The sequence below is a fragment of the Variovorax sp. HJSM1_2 genome (assembly GCF_049316285.1).
Lineage (GTDB): Bacteria > Pseudomonadota > Gammaproteobacteria > Burkholderiales > Burkholderiaceae_C > Rhodoferax_B.
The window spans coordinates 186,060-202,532 of sequence record NZ_JBMOXA010000001.1; the positions used below are offsets into that span (position 1 = coordinate 186,060).

At 63.1% G+C, this 16,473-nt stretch carries 14 protein-coding genes; 6 read left to right on the top strand and 8 right to left on the bottom strand.

The features are described 5' to 3' along the window. Positions 1–10 precede the first annotated feature (10 nt). From cobO to ACFQ95_RS00850, 3 genes are read left to right on the top strand one after another with little or no spacing between them, the layout of a single operon-like run. Complete coding sequence (gene cobO, locus ACFQ95_RS00840; protein WP_422828889.1) at positions 11–580, top strand: cob(I)yrinic acid a,c-diamide adenosyltransferase; 570 nt, start codon at positions 11–13, stop codon at positions 578–580. An 18-nt stretch (positions 581–598) separates the two neighbouring features. Further along, on the top strand, positions 599–1,612 hold the full coding sequence (gene cbiB / locus ACFQ95_RS00845) for an adenosylcobinamide-phosphate synthase CbiB (protein ID WP_422828890.1): 1,014 nt from the start codon (positions 599–601) through the stop codon (positions 1,610–1,612). Next, the gene (locus ACFQ95_RS00850) at positions 1,612–2,697 is read left to right on the top strand and encodes an aminotransferase class I/II-fold pyridoxal phosphate-dependent enzyme (RefSeq protein ID WP_422828891.1); all 1,086 of its coding nucleotides are present in this window, start codon (positions 1,612–1,614) and stop codon (positions 2,695–2,697) included. The genes cbiB and ACFQ95_RS00850 overlap by 1 nt, the downstream gene beginning before the upstream one ends. Here ACFQ95_RS00850 and ACFQ95_RS00855 read toward each other — a convergent pair. Beyond that, the gene (locus tag ACFQ95_RS00855; RefSeq protein WP_422828892.1) at positions 2,579–4,270 is read right to left on the bottom strand and encodes a sensor domain-containing diguanylate cyclase; all 1,692 of its coding nucleotides are present in this window, start codon (positions 4,268–4,270) and stop codon (positions 2,579–2,581) included. The genes ACFQ95_RS00850 and ACFQ95_RS00855 overlap by 119 nt on opposite strands. Further along, complete coding sequence (locus ACFQ95_RS00860) at positions 4,267–6,768, bottom strand: sensor domain-containing protein (protein ID WP_422828893.1); 2,502 nt, start codon at positions 6,766–6,768, stop codon at positions 4,267–4,269. The genes ACFQ95_RS00855 and ACFQ95_RS00860 overlap by 4 nt, the downstream gene beginning before the upstream one ends. Before the next feature lie 345 nt (positions 6,769–7,113). On the opposite strand from ACFQ95_RS00860, the gene ACFQ95_RS00865 reads away from it, so the two are divergent. Together ACFQ95_RS00865 and ACFQ95_RS00870 are read left to right on the top strand one after the other, a co-directional pair. Beyond that, entirely contained in the window at positions 7,114–8,604 is a 1,491-nt protein-coding gene (locus ACFQ95_RS00865; RefSeq protein WP_422828894.1) for a cobyric acid synthase, read from the top strand. A gap of 59 nt (positions 8,605–8,663) precedes the next feature. After that, positions 8,664–10,223 (top strand): CHAD domain-containing protein, encoded by a 1,560-nt coding sequence (locus tag ACFQ95_RS00870; protein ID WP_422828895.1) that lies wholly within the window; start codon positions 8,664–8,666, stop codon positions 10,221–10,223. Between the two features lie 25 nt (positions 10,224–10,248). Here ACFQ95_RS00870 and ACFQ95_RS00875 read toward each other — a convergent pair whose 3' ends face one another. The 6 genes from ACFQ95_RS00875 to ACFQ95_RS00900 form a co-directional block, all read right to left on the bottom strand. After that, positions 10,249–10,956 carry a hypothetical protein gene (locus tag ACFQ95_RS00875; RefSeq protein ID WP_422828896.1) on the bottom strand — a complete coding sequence of 236 codons (708 nt, stop codon included), beginning with the start codon at positions 10,954–10,956 and terminating at the stop codon, positions 10,249–10,251. A 94-nt stretch (positions 10,957–11,050) separates the two neighbouring features. Further along, positions 11,051–11,827, bottom strand: a complete 777-nt coding sequence (locus ACFQ95_RS00880; protein WP_422828897.1) for an ABC transporter ATP-binding protein — start codon at positions 11,825–11,827, stop codon at positions 11,051–11,053. Between the two features lie 22 nt (positions 11,828–11,849). Then, entirely contained in the window at positions 11,850–12,977 is a 1,128-nt protein-coding gene (locus ACFQ95_RS00885) for a succinylglutamate desuccinylase/aspartoacylase family protein (protein WP_422828898.1), read from the bottom strand. Between the two features lie 9 nt (positions 12,978–12,986). Next, complete coding sequence (locus ACFQ95_RS00890) at positions 12,987–13,700, bottom strand: ABC transporter permease (RefSeq protein ID WP_422828899.1); 714 nt, start codon at positions 13,698–13,700, stop codon at positions 12,987–12,989. 26 nt (positions 13,701–13,726) lie between these two features. Further along, on the bottom strand, positions 13,727–14,413 hold the full coding sequence (locus ACFQ95_RS00895; protein ID WP_422828900.1) for an ABC transporter permease: 687 nt from the start codon (positions 14,411–14,413) through the stop codon (positions 13,727–13,729). Between the two features lie 32 nt (positions 14,414–14,445). Next, positions 14,446–15,213: a lysine/arginine/ornithine ABC transporter substrate-binding protein gene (locus ACFQ95_RS00900; protein WP_422828901.1), complete on the bottom strand. Its 768-nt coding sequence runs from the start codon at positions 15,211–15,213 to the stop codon at positions 14,446–14,448. Positions 15,214–15,401: 188 nt separating this feature from the next. On the opposite strand from ACFQ95_RS00900, the gene cobT reads away from it, so the two are divergent. Continuing rightward, positions 15,402–16,457: a nicotinate-nucleotide--dimethylbenzimidazole phosphoribosyltransferase gene (gene cobT / locus ACFQ95_RS00905; RefSeq protein ID WP_422828902.1), complete on the top strand. Its 1,056-nt coding sequence runs from the start codon at positions 15,402–15,404 to the stop codon at positions 16,455–16,457. The last annotated feature ends 16 nt before the right edge of the window (positions 16,458–16,473 follow it).

The following is a 16,473-nucleotide window of genomic DNA, read 5'->3' on the forward strand; positions in this document are numbered from 1 at the left end:
AGTGAACAGCATGGAAATCGAGTCCGCGCCCACTGAAAAGGGCTACAGCAAACCCGAGGGCGAGCGCCGTGGTTTGGTCATCGTGCATACCGGCGACGGCAAGGGCAAAAGCACGGCCGCGTTTGGCCTGGCGCTGCGGGCCCATGGCCGCGCCAAGGCGGTGAAGATTTACCAGTTCATGAAGGTGCCGAGCGCACGTTTTGGCGAACACCGCATGTTCGAGCAACTGGGTATTCCTATCGAAGGCCTGGGTGACGGTTTCAGCTGGAAAAGCAAGGACCATGAACACTCGGCCGAGCTGGCGCGCCAGGGCTGGGAGAAGGCGCGCGCGGCGATTTTGTCGGGCGCGCATTTCATGGTGGTGCTAGACGAGATCACCTATCCGCTGATCTACGGCTGGTTGCCTTTGGCGCCGGTGCTGGAGACGCTGCGCACGCGCCCGAAAGACGTGCACGTGGTGCTCACCGGCCGGCGCTGCCCGCCGGAAATCATAGAACTGGCCGACACCGTGACCGAGATGACGCTGGTGAAACACGCCTTCAAGGCCGGTGTACCCGCACAGCGCGGCATCGAAGACTGACAGGACTGATCGCCCCGCATGTTGTTTGTCCTGGCGCTGGATGCCCCGTGGCTTGCCGCAGCGCTAGCCTGGGCGGTGCTGGTTGCACTGGCGCTGGACTTGTTGTGGGGTGAGCCACCCGTGCGCTGGCACCCCGTGGTGTGGATGGGCAACTGGCTGGCCTGGGCCGGGCGTATGGCCGCTCCGCTGCTAGACGCACCCGGTGCGGCTTCGCAAAGATTCAAGCCTTTTATGCTTGGGGCGCTTTTCTGGTGTGCCGGGGCAGCTCTTTTTTCAATAGCGGCGTGGGGCCTGCAGTCGGTGTTGTGGGCGGGGCTGCAGCAGGTTTCGCCCGGGCTTGCGGTATTGCTGGGCGGTACGCTGCTGGGTATTTTGCTCAAGCCCATGTTGGCCTGGCGCATGCTGCGCGACGAAGTTCTGGCGGTAGAGGTGGCGCTGGAGGCTTCGCTGGAAGCCGGTCGACACCGCCTGGGCGGGCTGGTGAGCCGTGACGTGAGCACACTCGATGCCACAGCCGTGCGCGAGTCGGCCATCGAATCGCTGGCGGAAAACCTCAACGACTCGGTGCTCGCGCCCCTGTGCTGGTTTGTGCTGCTGGGTTTGCCCGGCGCGGTGTTGTACCGCTTCGCCAACACCGCCGACGCCATGTGGGGCTACCGTGGTCCACGCGCTGGCCGCTTGTGGGAATGGGCCGGCAAATGGGCGGCGCGGGCCGACGATGTGTTGTCGTGGTGGCCAGCGCGTTGGACCGCTTTGCTGATGTGGCTGGTGACCAAAGATCGCCACGCCTTTGCCTGGCGAAGCTGCTGGGTCGAGGCCCGCAAAACACCATCACCCAATAGTGGCTGGCCAATGGCGGCCATGGCTTTGTTGCTGGGCGTGGCGCTGCGCAAGCCAGGTGTTTATGTGCTGTATGCGCAGGGCGCTGCACCTCTGCCCGAAGATACTTTTCGCGCCCGCGATCTGGCGCAAAACGTGGTGTGGGCGCAGCTGGTGTGTGCGGCTGGCCTGCTCTTTTTACTGGGGTTTTGATGGGTTTGACACCAAGCGCTGCCGCTGCTGTGCCAACGCGTCTGCACGGCGGTGTGGATGCTGCAGGCGCTGCGCAGTTTGATTTTTCCACCAACAGCAATGCGGTGGGCCCATGTCCCGAGGTGGTGGCAGCGCTGCAGCAGACCGATGCTGCGCGTTATCCCGATCCGGCCTACCCGGCCTTGCGTGAACGCCTGGCCGCGTGGCATGGTGTGGCCCCCGCGCGGCTGGTGCTGGCGGCCAGTGCCAGCGAGTTCATTTTTCGCTTCACCGCGTGGATGGTGCAGCAGGGTGCACGCCGTGTCTGGATGCCGCAGCATGCTTATGGTGATTACGCGGCTGCTGCCCAGGCTTGGGATCTGGCGACCGTGGTGCAGCCGGCGCAGGCGCAGCTGGCCTGGGCTTGCGATCCTTCCAGCCCGCTGGGGCAAGACCATCTGGAGTGGGCCGGGTTGCCGTTCGTTTTTCCATCCCAGGCCGCGATGCCGGCCGGCCCGGTGTGGGTTCTGGACCGCGCCTATGCGCCGTTGCGCCTCAGCGGCCAGCCGGCGCTGACGGCCACGCAACTCGACAGCGTGTGGCAGTTGCTCACGCCCAACAAGGCCTTGGGTTTGACGGGGGTGCGCGCCGCTTATGCGATTGCCCCGAACTCACCCGAGGGCCTGGCCGCGGTTTCCGGCCTGGGCCGCCTGTGCCCCTCATGGCCCGTGGGCTCGCATGGGGTGAGCCTGTTGCAGGCCTGGACCACATCCAGCGTTCAACAGTGGTTGGCGCATAGCCTGGACACCCTGCGCGAATGGAAGCTGCGGCAATGGGCTTTGTGTGAGGCGATGGGGTGGCTGTGTGTGCCAAGCCACGCCAATTTTTTTGTCGCCCAGCCACAGCCCATGCCGGGCGCTGATGAAAGCCTGGGCGCCAGCGCAACTGCCATGCCCGAGCGCCTGGCAGCGCTGCGCGGCTTTGGTGTCAAATTGCGCGATGCGGCTTCTTTTGGCTTGCCGGGGCGGGTGCGTCTGGCGGTGTTGCCGCCGCCGGCGCAGGACGTGCTGGCGCAGGCGTGGCCGCGAGCGGCTGGCGTGCTGTAACCCGGCCGGGCGGCGCAAGGCTGGCCTCGGCAAGGTCTGCGAGGTCCGCCAGCACCGACATCGGCGTCAGCTCCAAAGGTTGGCTGCGGCTGCCGCCCTGAGTCAGCGCTGGGCTGAGCAATAGCGCCTGTTCGCGCGAGACTTCGGTCCACCAGTCGAGCAGCCAGCCGTCGTGGAAAGACACTTCATCCACACGGAAATAGCGGCCGTCTACCGTGTCGATGGCAAAGCAGCGTTGCGGCATGCTGCGGCGCTTGGTGTCGGCGGCTTCTATCCAGCCTGGCAGGTCTTTGGTGGTGATCCGTGGCCCGAGTTTGCGCTCGTAACACGATTCGATGATGGCGCAGAAGCTGCGCGACTCGGGTTGCACCGCATACAACTGCAGGAAGACGTCGTTCGCCCAGACCAAGCGGTCGGACGGGTCAAACAGCGCGGCCGCGATATGCCCCAGGCTCAGGCCAGACAACACCCGCGCAATCACCGGCATGTCGTTGCGCAGGCCAGGTTCGTGCATTTGTGTCGCAAGAGGGGAGGGGCGGCTGTCGCCTGCGGTCACCACGCAATCGCGGCCACGGTCCTTGGCGCGGTAGAGCATCTGGTCGCATAAACGCATCCAGGCCTCGTGGTTGGGCACATCGGGCGTGATACCGGCCAAGCCGAAGCTGGCGGTGACGGGCAACTTCTCGTAGAGCGGTTGCTTGCGCATATTGGCCTGTAGCCTGCGCATCAATTCACCGGCCTCCTTGGGCGCGGTGTTGGGCAGCAGAATGCCAAACTCTTCACCCCCGTAGCGACCCGGCATGTCGATGCTGCGCAATGCGGCACGCAGGCGTTCGGCGAAGTTGCGCAGCACCGCGTCGCCCGTGGCATGGCCATAGGCGTCGTTGATGGCCTTGAAGTGGTCCAGATCGATCAGCACCAGGGTGGAGATCTGGCCGGTGCGCCGAAAACGCGCAAACTCGGTTTTCACCAGCGCCTCCCAATGGCGCCGGTTGAACAATCCGGTCAGGCCATCGTGCTGGCTCAGGTGCGCCAGTTCTTCGCGCTGGCGCTTGAGCTGGCTCAAGGCGCGGAACAGGATATGGCCCACCGAGATGGGGTGCAGGATCAGCAGCGGCAAACTGGCTGCCACTTGCAGTGCGCTCGCGTTGGGCTGCCATTGCAAGCCGAAAAGCAGAATGCCCAGGGTAATGCCGGCCAGCGTGCTGATGCAGCCGCGCTGGAATTGCCTGCGCCCTGCGGCGATCATGCTGTCCATGCCCAGCAGGGTGAAGATCAGTGCCGTGGGGACCAAGGCAAAGGCCATGGCGGCAAACCAGATGCCGGTGAGAAAGTGGTCGACCAAAAGGTTGCGGCACTCGGCACGCACCGAGTTGGCCGAACCACGTGCCCAGCGCCATGCGGCGTGTGGCCACACCAGCGCATGCAGCCCCAGGCCTGCCCATACCCACCAGCCGTAGCCCATGGGCCACAACACGCTGCCCACGGCCAGCGCGCCCAAAAGCAGGCCCACCACGCGCGGGAAGTAACACGCCCGGGCGTAGCTGGCGTTGGGTCTTTTCCTTTTGTTCAAGATCGAATGTTTCTCTCGGAAAGCCAGGTTTCAAGTGCGGCGGGCGCCAGAGGGCGGGCGAACAGATAACCTTGTAAGGTGGAGCAGCCCCGCTCCGCCAAGAAGGCCCGCTGCTCTTCGGTCTCAACGCCTTCGGCCACCACCTGGAGATTCAGACTTTCACCTATGCGCAGCACCGAGGTGGTGAGCGCGCGCGCCACCGGGTTGTGTTCCAGGTCTTGCACAAAGCTGCGATCGAGTTTGAGCTCCTGTATGGGCAGCCGGTGCAGGTTGGCCAGGCTGGAGTAGCCGGTGCCGAAGTCGTCCAGCGACAAATGCACGCCCAGGGCACGCACGGCATGCACGGTCGCGAGCACCTGGGGGTGGTCGTCCAGCATCACCGACTCGGTCATCTCCAGCGTCAGGTCGCTGGGGTGCAACTGGTGTTGTTGCAGCAGTGCGGCCACCTGCGTGGGCAGGGTGGCATCGCGAAAATTGCTCACCGATAGGTTGACTGCGATGTTCGGTACCGGGATACGACGTTGCCGCCAATCGGCCATTTGGCGGCAGGCGTGCGCCAGTACCCAGGCACTCAGCGTGCCTATCAGCCCGCATTCCTCGGCCAGGGCGACAAAACGCATGGGGGGCACAGCGCCCAACTGCGGGTGCTGCCAACGCAGCAGCGCCTCCACCCCCATCAACCGGGCGCCACTGGGGCTGACCTTGGGTTGGTAGTGCAGATGCAGGCCATCCTGCTGCAAGGCCAGGCGCAGGTCGGCTTCCAACATGGCGTGTTCCTGCACCTGTTGGTTGATTTCGGCGCTGAAGAAGCGAAAAGCGCTTTGCCGCGCCGACTTGGCCTGGTGCATGGCCATGTCGGCATGGCGGGAGAGACAGTCGAAGTCGGCACCGTCTTCGGGCGACATGGCAATGCCTATGGCCACGCTGGGTGATACCTGTTGTGTGCCCACCCACACCGGCTGGCCCAGTGCGGCCAGCAAACGCTCGGCCAATTGCGCTGCCGCCTGGCTGCCCAGATAGGGCGCCACCACCAAAAACTCGTTGCCACCCAGGCGGCCCACGGCATGGCCTTCTCCAATGGCGGTTTTGATGCGCTGCGCCACTTCGCGCAACAAGCTGTCGCCCGCCGCCTGTCCATGGGTGTCATTGATGTTTTTGAAACGATTCAGGTCCAGGTGCAGCAGGGCCATGGGGGCGTTGGAGCTGCGCAGATCCAAGGCCACGCGGGTGGCATGGGCGCGCAGCGAATCGCGGTTGGGCAAACCGGTGAGCGCATCAAAAAACGCCAGTTGGTGCAGGCGCGAGCGGGCTTCTTCGCGCTCCAGGACAAGTGCACTGAGGTGAAGGCTGATGTCCACCAAACGCTCATGGAAGGGGCTGGGGCCGCGTGATTCGCGGTAGTAGAAGGCAAACGTGCCGCGCACTTTGCCGTCACCGCCCTTGATGGGGCTGGACCAGCAGGCACGCAGCCCTAGAGGCAGCACCAGTGCTTTGTAGTCGGCCCAGAGCGGGTCGTTGGCGATGTCGGTGACCAGCACCGGCTCGCCGCGCCAGGCCGCGGTGCCACACGAACCACACACCGGGCTGATCTGCAGCCCGTCGAGTGCGGCAGAAACCGCCTCCGGCATGCTGGGCCCGGCCAGCGGGCGCAAATGGCCCTCGGCGTCAACGCCCAGCACGGTGGCAACGACTTCGGGGGCAATACGTTCGATCTCGCTGCACATCAGCGTCAACACTTCGCTGATCGGGCGTTCCAGCACCGTGGCGGCCAACACCTTGTTTTGCAGCACCTCATGCATTTTGGTGAGCGTGATGTCGGTCAGGGCCGTCAGGATGTTGACGAGTTGGCCGACTTCATCAAACACCGGGTTCAGGGCCAACGAAACCCACAGGGGCCTACCGTTGCGGGTATGGATCAACAACTCGGCATGGTGTCCCTGTGCCGCGCCGTCGATGCGCTGGCTGCAGGACCGCACATAGGCTTCCACCGCGTTTAATGCGACCGAGTCGGTGTGGGTGCTGGCCAGTACCCAGGGCACCAGTTGGCCCTCGATTTCTTCTATGCTGTAGCCCAGCATGCGGGTCACGCCGCGGTTGATGAAGACGATACGTCCGTCGGGAGATGCCACGAAGATGGCGTGGTCGCTGGCGTCTATGGCGCGGGCCAGTTGCAGCAGCGGGTGCGGGCGGGTGGGACCGGGGGGGAGAGCCTTGAGCAGCGCAATATAGCGTGTGGCTTCGGGGTTGTCAGGGTCAGTTGTCTCCGCCGCCGGTGGGCGTACCAGGGTCAAACTGACCCAGCGGGTTTGCCCGTCCTTGCGCAGAATCGGCAATTCCTGGCTGTGTTCCATCAGGTGGCCGGTATCGGGTGGATTGCTGCGCTGCAGCAATGGGTGTAGCAGCTCTTTGACCGGTGTGCCGAGCACGTCGGCCTGGCTCATGCCCCAAAGGTCTTCTGCCCCATGGTCAAAGCGTGTCACGCGGTACTGTGCATTCATGGACACAACCGCGTCCGCGTCTGCTCCCACGGACTGAACCAGGGAATCAACCGAGGAAGGAGACGGGGTGGCAGAGGCCATCAATACATCCTTTTGGGCGATTTCAGTTTACCCCCTGGGCCGGAAAAAGAACGTCTGTTGTATGCTCATGTACACACATCTGTCAACACATCAGCACACTGGCCGACGATGCGGCGACAAGCCTGGATCATGCCGCTAGTTGGTGCGGCGCGCAAAGCGCGGAAAAGCCATTTTTAACACCTCTTCTCGTCAACCCCCTCATTCCCCTCATTCCGTGACTGACTCTTTTAGCTGTATCTTTCGAGCCCACCCGTGGTGTTGCGCATGAACACGCCGCGACCCTCATCCAGGCCTGCGCGCTGTGTCATGGTGCTGGGTACCACCAGCGGCGCCGGCAAAAGCTGGCTGACCACCGCACTCTGTCGCTGGTATGCGCGTCAAGGGCTGACGGTGGCGCCGTTCAAGGCGCAGAACATGAGCAACAACGCGCGGGTGGTGGTTGGCGGCGAGATCGGCAGCGCCCAGTATTTCCAGGCGTTGGCCGCAGGTGTGGAGCCCACGGTGGCCATGAACCCATTGCTGTTGAAGCCCGAGCGCGACACCCATAGCCAGGTGGTGCTGATGGGCCAGGTCAACGCTGAACTGACGGGGATGGACTGGCGCGGCCGCAGCCAGAAGGTCTGGCCGGTGGTGGCGCAGGCGCTGGACACACTGCGCAGCCAATATGACGTGGTGGTGATAGAGGGCGCGGGCTCGCCGGCCGAGATCAACTTGCATGCCAGCGACATCGTGAACATGCGTGTGGCTATGCACAGCCAGGCCGAATGCCTGCTGGTGTCGGACATTGACCGCGGCGGCGCGTTTGCCCACCTCTACGGCACCTGGGCGCTGTTGCCGCCCGAAGAGCGCGCCTGCATCAAGGGTTTTGTGTTGAACAAGTTCAGGGGCGACGCCGCCTTGCTGGCGCCCGCGCCCGAGATGCTGCAAGGCCTGACCGGTGTGCCCACGGTGGCGACCTTGCCGATGTGGCGTGAACACGGCTTGCCCGAAGAGGACGGCGTGTTCGATGACCGCAGCACCGGCCAGGCCGGCATGCTGCAGCGCACGGTGGCCGTGGTGGCGTATCCGCGCATCAGCAACCTCGACGAATTCCAGGCCCTGAAAAACATTCCCGGCCTGCGTCTGGTGTGGGCGCGCAGCCCCGCCGACCTGGCGGCAGCGGACTGGGTGGTTCTGCCGGGTTCAAAACACACTAGCGGCGACCTGCAGTGGTTGCGCCAACAAGGTTTGGACCGCGCCATCTGCGAGCACGCGGCGCGTGGTGGCGCGGTGCTGGGCATTTGCGGCGGCTTGCAGATGCTGGGCGAAGCGCTGGTCGATTTGCATGGCATCGATGGCAATGCTGCGGGCCTGGGCTTGCTGCCCCTGGTGACGGTATTCGATCCCGATAAAACCGTGCAGCGCACCCAGAGCCAGTTTTTGCCCGGCTTTGCATCCAGCAGCCCCTGGGCGTCGTTGGCGGGGGTGCCGGTGGCGGGCTACGAAATCCACCATGGCCAAACCCAGCAGCAGCAAGCCATGGCCCTGGCCGGAGATTGGGCGGTGCCGGTGCTGCCGCACAACCTGGGCTGGTGCAACACGGCAGGCAATGTGCTGGGCCTTTATTTACATGGCATGTTTGAAGATGCCGCGGTGTTGGCCGCCTTGTTTGGCGCGCAGGCCAGCTCCCCCGACCAGGTGTTCGACGGACTGGCCGACTACATAGAGCGGCACTTTGCCCCGGGTGTGCTGGCCAGCTTGATCGGAAAAGCCTAGTCTTGAGGGGGGCTGCTTGATCCCCGAAAAGACATTGAACAGGTTCTGAAGGCATAGCCATGGAAATCGAATTCAAGTTTCAAATCCCCCAGGCCCGCTTGCCAGCGCTTGAAGCCGACATGTTGGCGGGTGGCGCCAGGTACACGCCGTTGCGGGCGCGTTATTTCGATACACCTGGCGGCGCACTTGGTCAACATGGTGTCGTCTTGCGCCTGCGCCAGGAAGGTGCTGGCTGGGTGCAAACAGCCAAGGCCATGGTTCCGGCCAAAGGTCTGTTGCACCGCCTGGAACACAACTTTGCACTGCAGCCCGAGCACAGCGGTGCGTCTATGGCGCCGGATGTGCAGCGCCATGCGGGTACCCGCGTGGGCAAACGCATAGCCAAAATCCTCAAGCAGGACGGGGCTTCGCTGGTGGAGACGTTTGCCACCGACATTTCCCGCCTGTCATGTATTCAACAGTTGGGCCAAACCAAGCTTGAACTGGCCCTGGACGTTGGCAAAGTGATGTCCAAGGCCGGAGATCAGGCCGCAGGCCAGTACCGCGAGTCCCTGGTGTGTGAGTTGGAGCTGGAACTCGTAGAGGGTGAGCTGGCGGATCTGGTCTCGCTGGCGGCCCGATGGTCGCAGCGCCATGGTTTGTGGTTGAGCACCTTGTCCAAGGCCGAGCGTGGTGAACGCTTGATGTCCGGTGTGGCGGCAACGGCGGTCAAGGCACAGCCACCCGACTTCTCGGATGTGAAGGAAGAGGGGCTGTCGGCGGCCCTGGTGCAGCGCAGGGTTCTCTCGGCCTGCCTGGCCCAGGTGTTGCCAAACGCCGGTGAAGTGGCCAGCGGCAACGAAGACCCGGAGACGGTGCATCAATTGCGCATAGGGCTGCGGCGCCTGCGCACGGCGCTGCGTGCACTGGAGGATCTGGCCCGGCCGGCAAAAGCTGCGGGCGGTATGGACCAGGGCTCGGACTTCGAGAGCCTGAATGCACCCGCGCTGACACAGGCCTTCCGTGTATTGGGCGCGCACCGTGAGCAGCACCTGATGCTGGACGAGCTGCTGCCCAAACTGCGCCACGCCGGGGCGCCGGCGATGGCTTGGCCACAGCCCTCTGCCGCCCTGCCATGTGTGGCTGAAGTTTTACGCGCCGAGGCTTTTCAAACTGCACTGGTGGGCTTGGTGGGTTTTGCTTCGTCCGAGGTGCCGCCGTCAGGGGAGGCAGATGTCCGGCAGGCATCTCCGATCGCGACACTGCGCAAGCGGCTGGACAAACTGTTTCGGCAAATCGTGCGTGATGGCCAAGGGTTTGAAGGTCTGGCCGCAGATGCGCAGCACCGGGTGCGCAAGAGGCTCAAGCGGCTGCGTTATCTGAGCGAGTTTGTCGGGCCCTTGTTCGGTGACAAAGCGGCAAAACGTTTTGTCGAACAGTTGGCGCCGGCACAGGAGGCCCTGGGTGCGTTGAATGACGACACGGTGGCCGTGGAGGCCCTGCGCAAGGTGGCCGCCACGGATCCCAATGCCTGGTTTGCCGTCGGTTGGCTGACTGCCGGGCAGGCCGGCAAAATCGCGGCCTGCAACCTGGCGCTGACACGCCTGGCCGAAGTTAGCCCGTTCTGGAGAAAGACCTGAGCTGCTGATGATGGACGCTGGCTGACTATCGACCGGCAACGAGTGCCATCATTTCGGGATAGTGGAAGATGGCACTTTGTGCCGGCGGGCGCAGGGCGCAAGCGACCATGGCTTGGGCAATTTCCGTGGTGTGTATAGAGCGGAACTTGGCTGGCGTCAGCCAGGTGAACAGCGGCAGAGCCGCCGCGAGCAGCCGGGGTGTATGCACTGAGCCAATGATCATCGCCGGTCTAAAGATGCTCACCACGGCCGGACCTTCCCGCAGCACGGCCGCTTCTGCCTCTCCCTTGACACGTGCATAACGCGGCATGCCTGCGGCACCGGAGCCGCTTGTCCTGGCTTGTGCATCGGCCCCTACAGCCGACATGAAGGCCAGGTGTTGCACCTTGCCTGACGCCCGCAGGCCGCGGGCAAATGCGGCATTCAACAACACGTCGACTGCGCGGTGCTGCTCCAATGTCAGTTTGGCCGTGCCCGCACCCACACCCAGGACACTGAAACCGACGACCTCGCCTGTAAGCCCGGCCAAGCTGTCGCGCACAGCCTGGAACAGGGGTTCCGGCTGCATGTCCGGCACCAGCAGTTCTTCGACCTGGGTACCCCATGGCCCATGCAGCGGTCTTCGTGTGAGCAGCAGAATCCGGCCAAAGCCGCCGTTGCGCACAACTTCGGCGAGCAGGGCCTGGCCCACCGAACCGGACGCGCCCAGGATGATTGCAGTTTTATCAGCCATGTTGTCCCGAATCATGACCGGCAGCGGTCATGGCAGTTGAAAAACGAGGTCGGCCTGGCGTTTGCAACATCGCAGTTGCCGACGCAGGCCAGCGTTATTTCAGGTTGCCCGACAAAAACTGCCCCAGCCGCACACTTTTTGGATTGGCCAAGACTTCGGACGGAACCCCTTGTTCTTCGATGCGGCCCTTGTGCAGGAAGATCAGGTGGTTGGCGACCTCGCGCGCAAAGCCCATTTCGTGGGTGACCACCACCATGGTGCGGCCTTCTTGCGCCAGGGTGCGCATGACCTTCAGCACTTCGGACACCAGTTCCGGGTCGAGGGCGCTGGTGGGTTCATCAAACAGCATCACCTCGGGCTCCATCGCCAGCGCACGCGCGATGGCCACACGTTGCTGCTGGCCGCCGCTCATGTGGGCGGGGTAGCTGTCGGCCTTTTGTTTGAGGTCGACCAGGGCCAGATACTTGTGGGCGCGCGCCACGGCCTCGTCTTTGCTGATACCCAGCACATGCATAGGTGCTTCGATGATGTTTTGCTGCACCGTCATGTGGGCCCAGAGGTTGAAGTGCTGGAACACCATGGCCAGTTTGCTGCGCAGGCGCTGCAACTGCTTTTGCTCCACGGCGTGGAGTTCGCCGTTTTTGGCAGGCACCAGTTTCAGCTCTTCACCGGCCACGGTGATGCGCCCCTGGTTGGGTTTTTCCAGCAGATTCAGGCAGCGCAGAAAAGTGCTCTTGCCCGAGCCCGAACTGCCGATGATGCTGATCACATCGCCCGCATGGGCCTGCAGCGACACACCTTTGAGCACCTCGTTGCTGCCAAAGCGCTTGTGGATGTCGTCCGCCTGAAGTTTGAGCGTGGGGCTGGTCATGGGAGGCTTCAAAACAAAGGGATCAAGCACCGAGCAGATTGCCGGTGCGGAAGGGCGTCTTGCCGGCGATGTTGCCGAGCTTTTCGCCCGCGGTGACGTAACGTTTGCAAATGCGTGCAAACAAAACACCGTCGACCTCGGAGCGCGCGGCGTACACGGTGTTCTGTATCGGGTCTATGATTTCCGCCACCAGGTCGCCCACACGCAAGTGTTGGCCCGGCAAAGCGGCAAAGGCCACCACACCCGGCACCGGCGCGTTCACGGTTTGGGAACCGGCCAAGGGTGTGGCCTCACAAGCCGCAGCCGGCAGGGCAGGCGGTGTGCCCGCAACCACGCCCAGATGCTGCAGGTAGCCGAACAAGGCTTGTGCATCACTCTTGGCCAGGTCGTGTGTGACATCGCCTTCGCCACGCAGTTCCACCGTCACACTGGCGCAGGCTTGCGCAATGGCGCCTGCGGGCACTTCGGCCTCCAGTGCCTTGGCCAGGCGCCACCACGGGCCCGACATGGCTTCGTCGAACGATAAACCACCCGAGTCGAGCGCCAGCAGCACGGCCTTGGCTTGCAGCAGATGGCTCAGCGGTTCAATCACCGGCCAGCATGGGGTTTCGGTGTAGAGGTGTACGGCGGCTTCAAAGTCGCAATGCAGGTCTAGCACCACGTCGGCATCAAACGCCAGGCCGGTCAGAATCTTGCGCTGGCTCTCCAACTCGGTTTGCGGCTGCCATTGCGCAATATGTTGCGCGGCAGCGGCACGGATCAGCCGGGTGTTGTCGGCCGGGTTGGCGCCGAGCTTGCCCCGCACTGCGGGCAACACGGCGGTGGCCAGATCAGGGAAGTTGCGGTTGAAGTTCTCCGAGGTGCCGAGTTCAAAACGGCCCATAGAGCGGTGGTCTAGTCGCTGCGCCAAACCAATCGGGTTGGCCACCGGCACCACAATGATTTCGCCCTTTATGGCGCCTTGTGTATCGGCCGCTTCCAGCAAACGCAGCAAATGGTGCGCGGCCAGCATGCCGGGCAATTCTTCGGCATGCAAGCTCGCCTGGATGTAGATTTTTTGGCCAACACCGGCTTGGCCAAAGTGAAAGCTGGTGAGTGTCTTGAAGCTGCCCAGGCTCGGGCTCAGCAGGGAATGGTCTTTGCGTTGCATGAAGGATGCTCAGTTCTTGCGGGGCCCAAGGTAGGCCAGGAAGCGGCGCTCGGCAAGGCGAAACAGCCCGATGAGGCAGAACGTGAAAACGAGGTAGATGGCGGCGGCCGCCAGATAGGCTTCAAACGGCAGATAAAAGTCGGAGTAGATGCGGCTGGCGGCAGCCGTGACATCCAGCAGACCGGGCACGGCGCTGGCCAGGCTGGTGCTTTGCAGCATCATCACGACTTCGTTGCTGTAGGCCGGCAGCGTGCGGCGCATGGCGCTGGGCAAGACCACGCGCAGCAGCACCTGCCAGCGGCTCATGCCCATGGCCTGGGCGGCCTCGACTTCACCGGGGTTGGTTTCGCGTATCGAACCGGCCAGCATTTCGGCGGTGTAGCCGGCGGTGTTCAGCGTGAAGGCCAGCAGCGCGCAGAAAAACGAATTCTTGAAATAGACCCAGGGCCAGACGTCATCCCAGCGCGCCTGAATCCATTCAAGTTGCGCTAGGCCGTAATAGATCAGGTAGACCTGGATCAGCAGCGGTGTGCCACGGATCACAAAGGTGTAGGCCCCCACGATGCGTTGCAGCAGCACACTGTGGCTGGTTAATGCCAGCGCAAAAATGACAGCAAGCACGCCACCTGCGGCGAGTGAGGCCAGCAGCAGCGCCAGTGTGGTGACGATGCCCTCGCCATAAAGCGCCAGGCTGTCGGGGGTAAAGATGACTTCCCAATTCATATTGGTCTTGTGCCGGTCGGCCTGGCTTAGAAGCTCACGCGTTTGTTGCCCAGGCTGTACTTCGCATTCAAGCGACGCAGTACCACCAAGGACACCCAGGTGTAGACCAGGAACAGCGCCGCTGTGAACAGGAAGAATGCAAACGGCGAGCGTGTGGCCGCACTGGCTTGTTTCGCCAGATAGGTCATTTCCTGCAGGCCAATCAGGCTGATCAAGGCCGTGGCCTTGATCATCACCAGCCAGTTGTTGGTGAAGCCGGGCAGGGCGTAACGCACCATCTGCGGCGCGGTGATGCGCACAAAGGTTTGGCGCGGCGTCATGCCGTAGGCCGCAGCGGCTTCGGTCTGCCCGTGTGGAATGGCCAACATGGCGCCGCGAAACGTCTCCGTCATATAGGCGCCATAAATAAAGCCCAGCGTGACCACACCGGCAGCGAATGGGTTGATGTCTAGTGTGGCTTCACTGCCCGCCATTTCTAGCAAGGTGTTGACGGCGATGCTGCCGCCGTAGAACACCAGCAGCATCAGCACCAGATCAGGAATGCCGCGGATGATGGTGGTGTAGGCCGTGCCCACGGCCACCAGCAACTTGCTGCCCGATAGCTTGGCCCAGGCACCAACAATGCCCAGGCATACCGCCACCAGCATCGCACACAGCGACACCCCCACCGTCAACAACGCCCCCTGGAGGATGGAGCTGTAATAACCACTCATGCTGAAACTGCCAAGCCTGGTTCGAATACCGCTTACTGACCGTAGACGTCGAACTTGAAGTACTTGTCGTTGAGCTTTTTGTAGGTGCCGTTGTCACGAATGGCCTTGATGGCCGCATTCAACTCACCCTTCAAAGCGGCGTCGCCCTTGCGCATGGCCACACCCACGCCAGCACCGAAGTACTTGGGGATCAGCAAGGGTTCGCCCACGGCGCTGTAGTCCTTGCCTTCGGGCTTGCTCAGGAAACCGCCGTTGACTTCGACGATGTCGGCCACGGTGCCGTCCAGACGGCCGGACTTGATGTCCAGGTACACCTGGTCTTGCGCTTCGTAGGGGGTGACGATCACACCTGCGGGCTTGAGTTCGCCATTGGCGTATTTCTCCTGGGTGCTGCCCTTGAGCACGCCGATCTTCTTGCCCTTGAGCGAAGCCGCATCGGTGTACTTGATGTCGTTGCGCACCACGATCTTGCTCGGCGTCTTGTAATACTTGTCGGTGAAATCGACGGCGCGCAGGCGGTCTTCGGTGATCGACATGGAGCTGATGATCACGTCGTATTTCTTGGCCTGCAGGCCGGGGATCATGCTGTCCCACACCTGCTCGACGAACACACATTTGCGCTTGATCTGCTCGCACAGGGCGGAGGCGATGTCCACGTCAAAACCAGCGGGTTTGCCGTCAGCGGTCTTGAAGGTGAAGGGCTCGTAGGTCGGGTCGATGGCGACCTTCAGGTCTTTGCCTTGCGCAAAGGCGGTGGCGGCGACGGCTTGCAGAGCCAAGATCAAGAGGGCTTTTTTCATGTTGAATCCTTGTTGTGAGGTCGGGAGTCGTCGGGAATCGGTCGAGAACGTTCTTGTGAAACGGTGTATACGAATCCTTGCGCGCCCATTCTAGTGTTGTCTGATCCGCGTCCAGAAAGGGCTTGTCCCGATAGAGTCAGGGGGCGATTTCAGAGGGGATAATCGATTTCTCCCAGAAAGCAGCATTCATGCCCGAACTCATTCCCAGCCTTGCCGACATAGCCGACCCCAAGCTGACACAGGCCCTGCAAACCAAGCTCGACCAAAAGACCAAACCCCTTGGCGCTCTCGGCGCGTTGGAAAGCCTGGCCCTGCGCCTAGGGCAGATATTGGGCACCGAGTCTCCGGCCCTGGATCAGGCACAACTGGTGGTTTTCGCCGCTGACCACGGCCTGGCCGCACGCGGTGTTTCTGCCTACCCCAGTGATGTGACCTGGCAGATGGTGGAGAACTTCCTGGCCGGTGGCGCGTGTGTGAGTGTGCTGGCGCGGCAACACGGCTTGAACCTGACGGTGGTGGATTGTGGTGTGCGCCACGACTTTGTGCGCCAGGGTGATGCGCCGCGTGCCAGCCTGTGGGTGCGCAAGCTTGGCCCCGGCACGGCCGATGCCTCACAAGGCACGGCGATGACGCGCGCGCAGCTGGAACAGGGCATCACCAATGGCCGAGAGCTGGTGCGGCAGTTGCCCGGCAACGCGCTGCTGCTCGGCGAAATGGGCATTGGCAACACCTCGGCCGCATCGCTGATCCAGGCGCGGCTGACGGGGCTGGACATTGCCGAGTGCACTGGCTCGGGCACGGGCCTGGCCGCAGACGGTGTGCGCCGCAAGGTCGACATCCTGCGTGAGGTCTTGGCCTTGCATGCCGACGTGGCCGCACCGCTCGATGTGCTGCAAGCCTTTGGCGGCTTTGAGATGGCCACCATGCTAGGCGCCGTGCTGGAGGCCGCCGACCAGCGTCGTGTGATTGTGGTCGATGGCTTCATCACCACCGCCGTCATCGCCGTGGCGCATGCATTGCAGCCATATGTGTTGCAGCGTTGTGTGTTTGCGCACCAGTCGGCCGAGGCTGGTCACCTGCGGCTGCTGCAGCATCTGCAAGCCACGCCATTGCTGAGCATGGGCCTGCGCCTGGGTGAGGGCTCGGGCGCGGCGTTGGCCTGGCCGCTGCTGCAATCGGCCTGTGTGATGCTGCGCGAGATGGCCAGCTTTGCCTCGGCGGGTGTGTCTGAGAAAAGTGCTTGAAGCGGAGCACTGCCGG

Bases quoted from the DNA above. Each gene is read 5' to 3' on its own strand.
- cobO (WP_422828889.1), top strand. From the start codon at position 11: ATGGAAATCGAGTCCGCGCCCACTGAAAAGGGCTACAGCAAACCCGAG.
- ACFQ95_RS00870 (WP_422828895.1), top strand. From the start codon at position 8,664: ATGGAAATCGAATTCAAGTTTCAAATCCCCCAGGCCCGCTTGCCAGCG.
- cbiB (WP_422828890.1), top strand. From the start codon at position 599: ATGTTGTTTGTCCTGGCGCTGGATGCCCCGTGGCTTGCCGCAGCGCTA.
- ACFQ95_RS00890 (WP_422828899.1), bottom strand. From the start codon at position 13,700: ATGAATTGGGAAGTCATCTTTACCCCCGACAGCCTGGCGCTTTATGGC.
- ACFQ95_RS00875 (WP_422828896.1), bottom strand. From the start codon at position 10,956: ATGGCTGATAAAACTGCAATCATCCTGGGCGCGTCCGGTTCGGTGGGC.
- ACFQ95_RS00880 (WP_422828897.1), bottom strand. From the start codon at position 11,827: ATGACCAGCCCCACGCTCAAACTTCAGGCGGACGACATCCACAAGCGC.
- ACFQ95_RS00900 (WP_422828901.1), bottom strand. From the start codon at position 15,213: ATGAAAAAAGCCCTCTTGATCTTGGCTCTGCAAGCCGTCGCCGCCACC.
- ACFQ95_RS00860 (WP_422828893.1), bottom strand. From the start codon at position 6,768: ATGAATGCACAGTACCGCGTGACACGCTTTGACCATGGGGCAGAAGAC.
- ACFQ95_RS00885 (WP_422828898.1), bottom strand. From the start codon at position 12,977: ATGCAACGCAAAGACCATTCCCTGCTGAGCCCGAGCCTGGGCAGCTTC.
- ACFQ95_RS00865 (WP_422828894.1), top strand. From the start codon at position 7,114: ATGAACACGCCGCGACCCTCATCCAGGCCTGCGCGCTGTGTCATGGTG.
- ACFQ95_RS00895 (WP_422828900.1), bottom strand. From the start codon at position 14,413: ATGAGTGGTTATTACAGCTCCATCCTCCAGGGGGCGTTGTTGACGGTG.
- ACFQ95_RS00850 (WP_422828891.1), top strand. From the start codon at position 1,612: ATGGGTTTGACACCAAGCGCTGCCGCTGCTGTGCCAACGCGTCTGCAC.
- cobT (WP_422828902.1), top strand. From the start codon at position 15,402: ATGCCCGAACTCATTCCCAGCCTTGCCGACATAGCCGACCCCAAGCTG.